General features: G+C 59.4%; 3 protein-coding genes. 2 read left to right on the top strand and 1 reads right to left on the bottom strand.

The window, feature by feature from the left end:
- The first annotated feature begins 174 nt into the window (after window positions 1–174).
- Window positions 175–858, top strand: a complete 684-nt coding sequence (locus OEZ60_RS21740; protein WP_263340913.1) for a TetR/AcrR family transcriptional regulator — start codon at window positions 175–177, stop codon at window positions 856–858.
- 267 nt (window positions 859–1,125) lie between these two features.
- Here the strand turns inward: OEZ60_RS21740 and OEZ60_RS21745 are convergent, their stop codons facing one another.
- Complete coding sequence (locus OEZ60_RS21745; RefSeq protein ID WP_263340914.1) at window positions 1,126–2,607, bottom strand: winged helix-turn-helix domain-containing tetratricopeptide repeat protein; 1,482 nt, start codon at window positions 2,605–2,607, stop codon at window positions 1,126–1,128.
- Window positions 2,608–2,928: 321 nt separating this feature from the next.
- On the opposite strand from OEZ60_RS21745, the gene OEZ60_RS21750 reads away from it, so the two are divergent.
- Window positions 2,929–6,813, top strand: a complete 3,885-nt coding sequence (locus OEZ60_RS21750; RefSeq protein WP_263340915.1) for an Ig-like domain-containing protein — start codon at window positions 2,929–2,931, stop codon at window positions 6,811–6,813.
- Window positions 6,814–7,030 lie beyond the last annotated feature (217 nt).

Consider the following 7,030-nt stretch of genomic DNA (forward strand, 5'->3'; position numbering starts at 1 on the left):
TGCCCGACAAGCACCTCAACCTGCCGCAACTTCATGACAATCTCTTCAGGTTTGTGCCGCTTCGTAGCCATGTCGATCCTCCGTTCTCCTAAACATAACGGCGGACCACTTCACTGGGGGAGGATCAACGTCGCGGTGACACCGCACTATGTTTGTGGAAACGAAGGAAGAAACATGATCGAGCGTGAGATCGAGACCTCGGACCCACCCGCAACAGGCAGGCCGGGGATGCGTACCGGCACCGCCAAATCGGCGGCCACCGACGCAATGCACGACCGAATCGTGGAGACGGCCAAGCAACTGGTTCGACAATTTGGCTACCAGAAGACCACCGTTGCCGACATCGCCGCCGAACTCGACATGTCGCCGGCCAATGTCTATCGCTTTTTCTCTTCCAAGGCGGCGATCTGTGAGGACGTGGCGCGCAAGCTTGCCGCCGACGTTCGCGAGAAAATGCGCGAAGCCGCGGATGATCCTTCGTTGGGTGCCCGCGAGCGGTTACGTCGACTGGTTCTTGCCAATCACCACGAGATCGTGAATCGCTGCATCGCTGACAAGCGGACCCACGCAATGGTCCATGCCGCGGTCGAGAACAACTGGAGCGTCGTGCAGGAGCACCAGGAAAGCATCCGCCAGATGATCGCCGAGATCATTTCCGACGGGATCGACGCCGGAGAGTTCAGCGTGTCCGATCCGGAGGCTGCCTCGCATTGTTTCCAGGCAGCCCTTATCTCGGCCTGCCATCCCGTCATCGTCGAGGGCAGGTTGCGTGCCGGAGAAGACATTCAGCCCACTCTCGATCCCTTGCTCGATTTTGCCCTTCGGGGTCTGGGGTCGCGGGAACCCTCCGGCGGCTGAGGCTAACTTCACGCGCGAATGATGGGTGCGGTTCGTTGAGCCAACGGTAAGAGCGCTTCTGTCACGAATGCCCCGTCGGAAGAATTCAACTTCCCGGCGAATGCGTTTTCAGGCCAGGGCAAACTACTGGCTCGACTGGACGAACGGGAACTGAAGCGGTTTGGCAATGCGCGATGCCGCAACCGTGGGACAGCAGTTTCGACTGAAGCTCAGTTGTGCGCAAATTCCGGCAATTGTCCCCACACCAGTTCGAACCGGTTAACTCATTCAGAATCCCAAGTCCCTGAACGCCTTCCACATTCGGCCATTGTGTTGACCTTCGGCATACGGAAAGGACCTGAAGTATTCCTCGGTCGTGATATCGGGGCGGCGTTGCCGGACCCTGTCTGTCCACATCCGGGCATTCTCGTCATTCCCCGCCAGATGGTGTGCAGCACCAGCCAGCATGGCGATCAGGTAGTGCGTTCCCGGCGCCTTGGCCGCGCGATCAATCCATCTTGCGCCTTCGGCGAAGTTTCCCTCGCAAGGATGCGTGTTTCCCTGGTTGGCCAGCATGGCATAGTGGAGGGGGTCGAGCGGGCTCAATACCATGGCGTTGCTGTTCAAGGCGCGTGCAGCGGCGCCTTCACCATTCATCATCATCAGGGCTTTCGCGTAACTTCCCTGCGCAAAATTCGGCGAGACATCCGGGCTACGACTCATCCAGGCGATGGCTTGTTCGAGATCGCCGTTGAGCCATTGCACCCGGCCCATGCAATAGTTTGCAAAGGGATCGAGGAAATCGAGTTCCAGGCTTTTGTCGGCGGCAGACCGGGCTAGGTTCATCGCATCGGTATCCCGGCCATAATGCATGAAGGCGCTCTGAAAGGCCGTGAACGAAAGGCCCGCATGCGCCCGGGCCAATCCGGGCTCTTTTTCGATAGCCTTCCGGAACCGGGTTTCTGCCGCGGAGTTATCGATCCGGTTGAACCGGTAAAGGTGGCGAAGGCCAAGATGGAACTCCGCCCACGCATCGAGGTTGCTTGACGGCCGGATCTCGGCGGCGCTCGCTTCGGCCATGGGAATCCGGATTTCCAGCGCCGTCACGATTTCCGCCACAATCCGGGACCGGATTTCGTGAATGCCATCGATCGGCGCCGAGAACCGTTCGCTCCAGATCACTCGGTCTGATGCGGTCTCGGACAGTTCGACATTCACGAACAGGGTTTTTGCCGCAACCTCGATCAGACCGGCGAGCACGTATCGCACTCCTAGCGCCGAACGTACGGCTGACGGATCCGGGATCTGGGCACGGAAGCGGAACGAGGATCCGCGCGCGATGACCGCAATCCACCTCAGGCGGGAAATGGCTGAGATGATTTCGGCCAGCAAGGCATCGGCCAGCGGGGCGTATCCCGTTTCGGCCCCAAGGCTGGCGAACGGCAGTACGGCGATCGACGGACGTCCTTGGAATCCGCCCGGATCATCGGTGGGGAGCTCGTGTTCGCCCGGGCTGTCTCTGCGAACCCTGACCTCGGCCACGCAACGGATCCCGCGGCCATGTACCGTTCGGATGATAGACTGCCGCGCGCCATCATCCCCCACCGCCTTGCGGGCTTCCTTGACCGCGGTCGAGATCGCGCTGTCGGAGATGAAACGCGCGTCCCAGACCCGTTCGACCAGTTCGTCCTTGGTGACCAACCGATCCGGATTGCTAGCCAGCGGAGCTGTCAGACGGATTCGAACCAGTCTCCGAATGGATCGCACCATCAAACCGTGGGATCAAACATCTAAACATAACGTCGGACCAAATCAGAGGAGGCATTCCAGCACCGAATTGTGACCCAGGTGACGCCGTAAAGAACTAGCAATTTGAGGTTGCCTGATCACCCAAGACCTTGAAACAGTGAGTTCACGACCGGCAAACAACGAAAGTTTTGGAACAGAACTTCGCATCCCTTCCGATTGTATCAATTCGCAAAACAATTGACCCAATTCAGACCGTAATTCGTCGATCCACATTGCCATATTATCGAAAATTTGGTGCCGTGAAGTCGGGAGGGCGCCAGAAATTGGATGGGGAGAAAAGATATGCCCAGACCAGCAGGCGGTGGAAAAGGCGGAGGCAACGGCGATACCGGGACTGTGTTTGCCGTGCTTGGCCCAACGTCGGATGGCACGGGCCTATTTGGCACGGGCGACCCGTCTCGAGCCATCACCATTACAGCAACCGATCCCGCAACTGGGACGACTTGGGTCGGAACCACGGCAACGTGGTACGAACAGGATGGCACCTGGTACTGGTCAATCGACTACGGGTCGCTGAACAACACGCAATATGGTTCGGATACGTTCGACGACGAGAGCGGCGACTTCACGGTTGTTGCGTCCTACGAGGACGTCAACCCAAAGAACGGCCGAACAAAAACCGTCTCGACGGAACCCTACAACCTGTCGATTGAAGGTGTGGACACCGAAGCGCCAACGGCGAGTGCCCCAGTGCTCTTGCTCGAGTCCGATAGCGGCTTTCCGGGCGACGGAATCACAAACGACACTTTGGCCACCTTCCGGATCGCCTTCGATCCGACCGTTCGGGCCGGAGATACAGTCGATCTTGTGGTCAATGGTTCCGTCGATGTCACTAGGGTGCTGACCCAGGCAGACATCGACCAGGGCTTCGTCGATCTGACGACAACGGGAAGCACCCTTGTTGAGGGCTCGAACGCCGTTCTCGCGCGCCTCTCCGACAACGCCGGCAACCAGAGCGACACGTCCTCAACCGACATCGTGCTCGACACGACGCCACCTGCCGCCACGATCGACGCCGTCCTTGCGTCGGACGGGTCGGCCGATCCGGATGTTCTGGTCTCGGACGGCACGCCTGTCCTGACAGGTCAAGCCGAGGCCGGCGCGACCGTTTCGCTTCGCGAGGCGAATGGCACCCTGCTCGGATCAACGGTCTCGACGGACGGAAGATGGACGATTGAGTCAACAGCGCTTTCTGACGGAGCGCATCTCCTTCATGTAATCGTCACCGACGTGGCCGGAAATTCGTCGCAATCGGACGACTTCCAATTGACGATCGATACAACGGTGGAATTCGCAGAGATTTCCGGGATCGACGAGGACACTGGTATCGTCGGAGATGGCGTTACATCCGATGACACTCCGATCCTCCAGGGCATCGCGGAGCCCGGAGCGACTGTCATGGTGTACGCCGTCGTCGACGGAGCTCCCGATCTTACATCGTCGGTCACAGCGACCGTTCAGACCGACGGCAGCTGGACGGCAGATCCCGGGATCCTCGCGGAAGGCACACACGTCTTTCGTGCCTTGGTGAGGGATACGGCCGGCAACGAAGCCTGGACGAGCGATCTCTTGATCGAGATCGACACGGTCGTGACGGATGCGGTCATTGTCGAAACTCTCGTCGACAGTGGCAGCGTGCCGGATTCGCTCGCGATCGCAAACGGCGGATCGACATCGGATTCAAGTCCAATGCTGCGCGGAACGTCCGAGCGCCTTTCCCGCATCGAGGTTTTCGTCGACGGGGTCTATGCCGGCGAAACGACCGCCGATGCTAGCGGGCAGTGGAGCTATTCGTTGTCTGGCCTCGCGGAAGGTACGCGGGCCATTTCGCTTAGGACCACGGATCTCGCCGGAAACGTGTCGGGCGACCCGACCGGACCCTCAGATTTCACGATCGTCGTCGAACCCGCTCCCGAACCCGACATCGACCCTCTCTATGCGGAGCAGTGGAACCTCGGGATGCTCGGCGGTTTGGAAACTGTCTGGCAGGACTACACAGGTGTCGGCGTCGTTGTCGCCATCTACGACGACGGAATCGCCTACGATCACGTGGATCTCGACGGTAATTACGACGCAAACCGACACCTTGTCTGGAATGGTTCGGTTCTCGACCCGCTTCCCGTGGCGGAAGAGGAAGCCCGCCATGGCACCGCCGTTGCGGGTATCATCGCATCCGAGAAAAACGGCGAAGGAACCATCGGGATCGCCTACGATGCAACGATCGTCGGCGTGAACATCTTCAGCGGTCCGGCCTCGATCAACAATACGACCGACCTCTCCGGATTCGAATACGCGATCGCCGAAATGGACGAATTCGACGTCGTGAATCACAGCTGGGGTGCGGCACCTGTCTATCTGAACGACACCGTTGCATCGACACTGGCATATCTTGCAGCCGTCGAGGAAGCGGTGACAATTGGCCGCGACGGGCTTGGGACCATCGTTCTCAAGGCCGCGGGCAACTGGGCCGACAGTTCGCAGGGCGACGCCAACGATGCGACGCGGTTTTCGATCACCGTCGGCGCCTACGATTCCGACGGGGACGTGTCCTGGTACTCGAACCGCGGCGCCAATATCCTGATCTCGGCGCCGTCAAGCGGACTTACGGTCGCCGACGAAGAAGGCAATCTGCTTCCCGAAAGCAATCTGAGAATTCCGACGACCGACCGCGACGGCAGCTATGGCTACGCCGACGGCAGTTGGAGCTCCGCCTACGCCACGAGTGGTTTCGGCGGAACATCCGCGGCAACTCCGACGGCCGCCGGAGTCGTGGCGCTGATGCTCGAAGCGAACCCCGATCTCGGATGGCGCGATGTCCAGAACATCCTCGCCCAATCCGCGGTCTGGACCGGTTCCGAAATCGGCGTCCTGAACACGGCAACCGAACTCGTTCCGACCGATCTCGACATCGACGGGGTCTTCGAGTCGCTGGTCGAGACACCGGTCGAATTCTTCGCTGGAACGTGGAACGGCAGCCAGACTTGGAATGGCGGTGCAATGCACTTCTCCGAAGACTACGGATTCGGAGCGCTAAATGCACATGGCGCCGTCCGCATGGCTGAGGTTTGGGGTCTCTTCGGCTCGCCCCAAACTTCGGAGAACGAGGCGCACTTCTCCACCGGCACCATGGCCCCGGATGGGCTCAGTGTCTCAGGCGCGGGCGACACAGCGAACTGGACATTCGACTATTCCGGTCCGGCAATGGATCTGGAGTACGTCGATATCGCGATCCAACTGAGCACGACCCTGATGCAGGAAGTGTCACTGTCCCTGACGTCTCCGGACGGCACGACGGTCAGTCTTCTCGATCTACCGATCAATGACTACACGCCGGCCTACGATTTCCTGGGGCTGATTCTGCTTTCGGTCGACGTCACATGGAATTTCGGTGCCAATGCCTTCCGAGGAGAAGACCCGAACGGGACGTGGACGGTCACGCTCGAGGAAAATGACGTTTCCTTCGACATCGACAACTACGGCACCGAGTACGATGGAAACGCGATCGACGCCATTTCCCTGGACTTTTACGGATCTTCGGGAAGCGTCGTTTTGGACGATGTCTATACCTATACCGATGAAATGCTCTCGACTGGTCTTGCGGCCGAAATGGGTCGGGTGGTCATCGATGATGCCGCCGGTACCGACTGGCTGAACCTCGCGGCGATGACCGCAGACGTCGACCTCGATCTTGCCTTGGGCATGACCGCGGACGATGGCAGTGGCCCAGTACAAATCGCCAGCTTCGCAACGGGCACCTCCATCGAGAATGCTGTCTCGGGCGACGGAAACGACATCCTTCGCGGCGACGACGGCAACAATGTCCTCGTGGGTATGCGTGGCAACGACACGCTCGAGGGTGGGGCAGGAAACGACGAGATTTCCGGCCATTTCGGGAGCGATGTCTTGTCGGGTGGACTTGGCGCCGACATCTTCCATTTCGACCTGGGGTACGGTGACGATGTTGTTCTTGATTTCAACCAGTCCGAGGCCGACGTTGTCTGGTTGTTTGGCTTCACGGAAACTAGCTTCGATCAGCTTTCCTTCGGTGTCGTCGGAAACGACCAGGTTCTGAGCTTCGCGAGCGGGGACAGTCTGACATTCGCGGATGCTGCCGACCATACATTCGCGGCCGACGATTTCTGGTTTGGCGACCAAATTCTTGCGTGATGTGAAAGTCGGGCGGTGTCAGAGCAACTTGTCATATAGCGACGCATAGGGTCTTGTCAGAAAAACCCGACTTGATGAGAACGGCGGTGAGTGATCGGCCCCACCTGAGTGGTCCGATTTGATTGTTAGTGCATGACTGGCCTCTGGTCCATCGGGATGACGGATTCAGGGGCCGGCGGGCGGTAGCCCAGAGCACTGTGGGGGCGTTTCGTGTTGT

It is taken from the genome of Albidovulum salinarum, from assembly GCF_025673475.1.
Lineage (GTDB): Bacteria > Pseudomonadota > Alphaproteobacteria > Rhodobacterales > Rhodobacteraceae > Albidovulum > Albidovulum salinarum.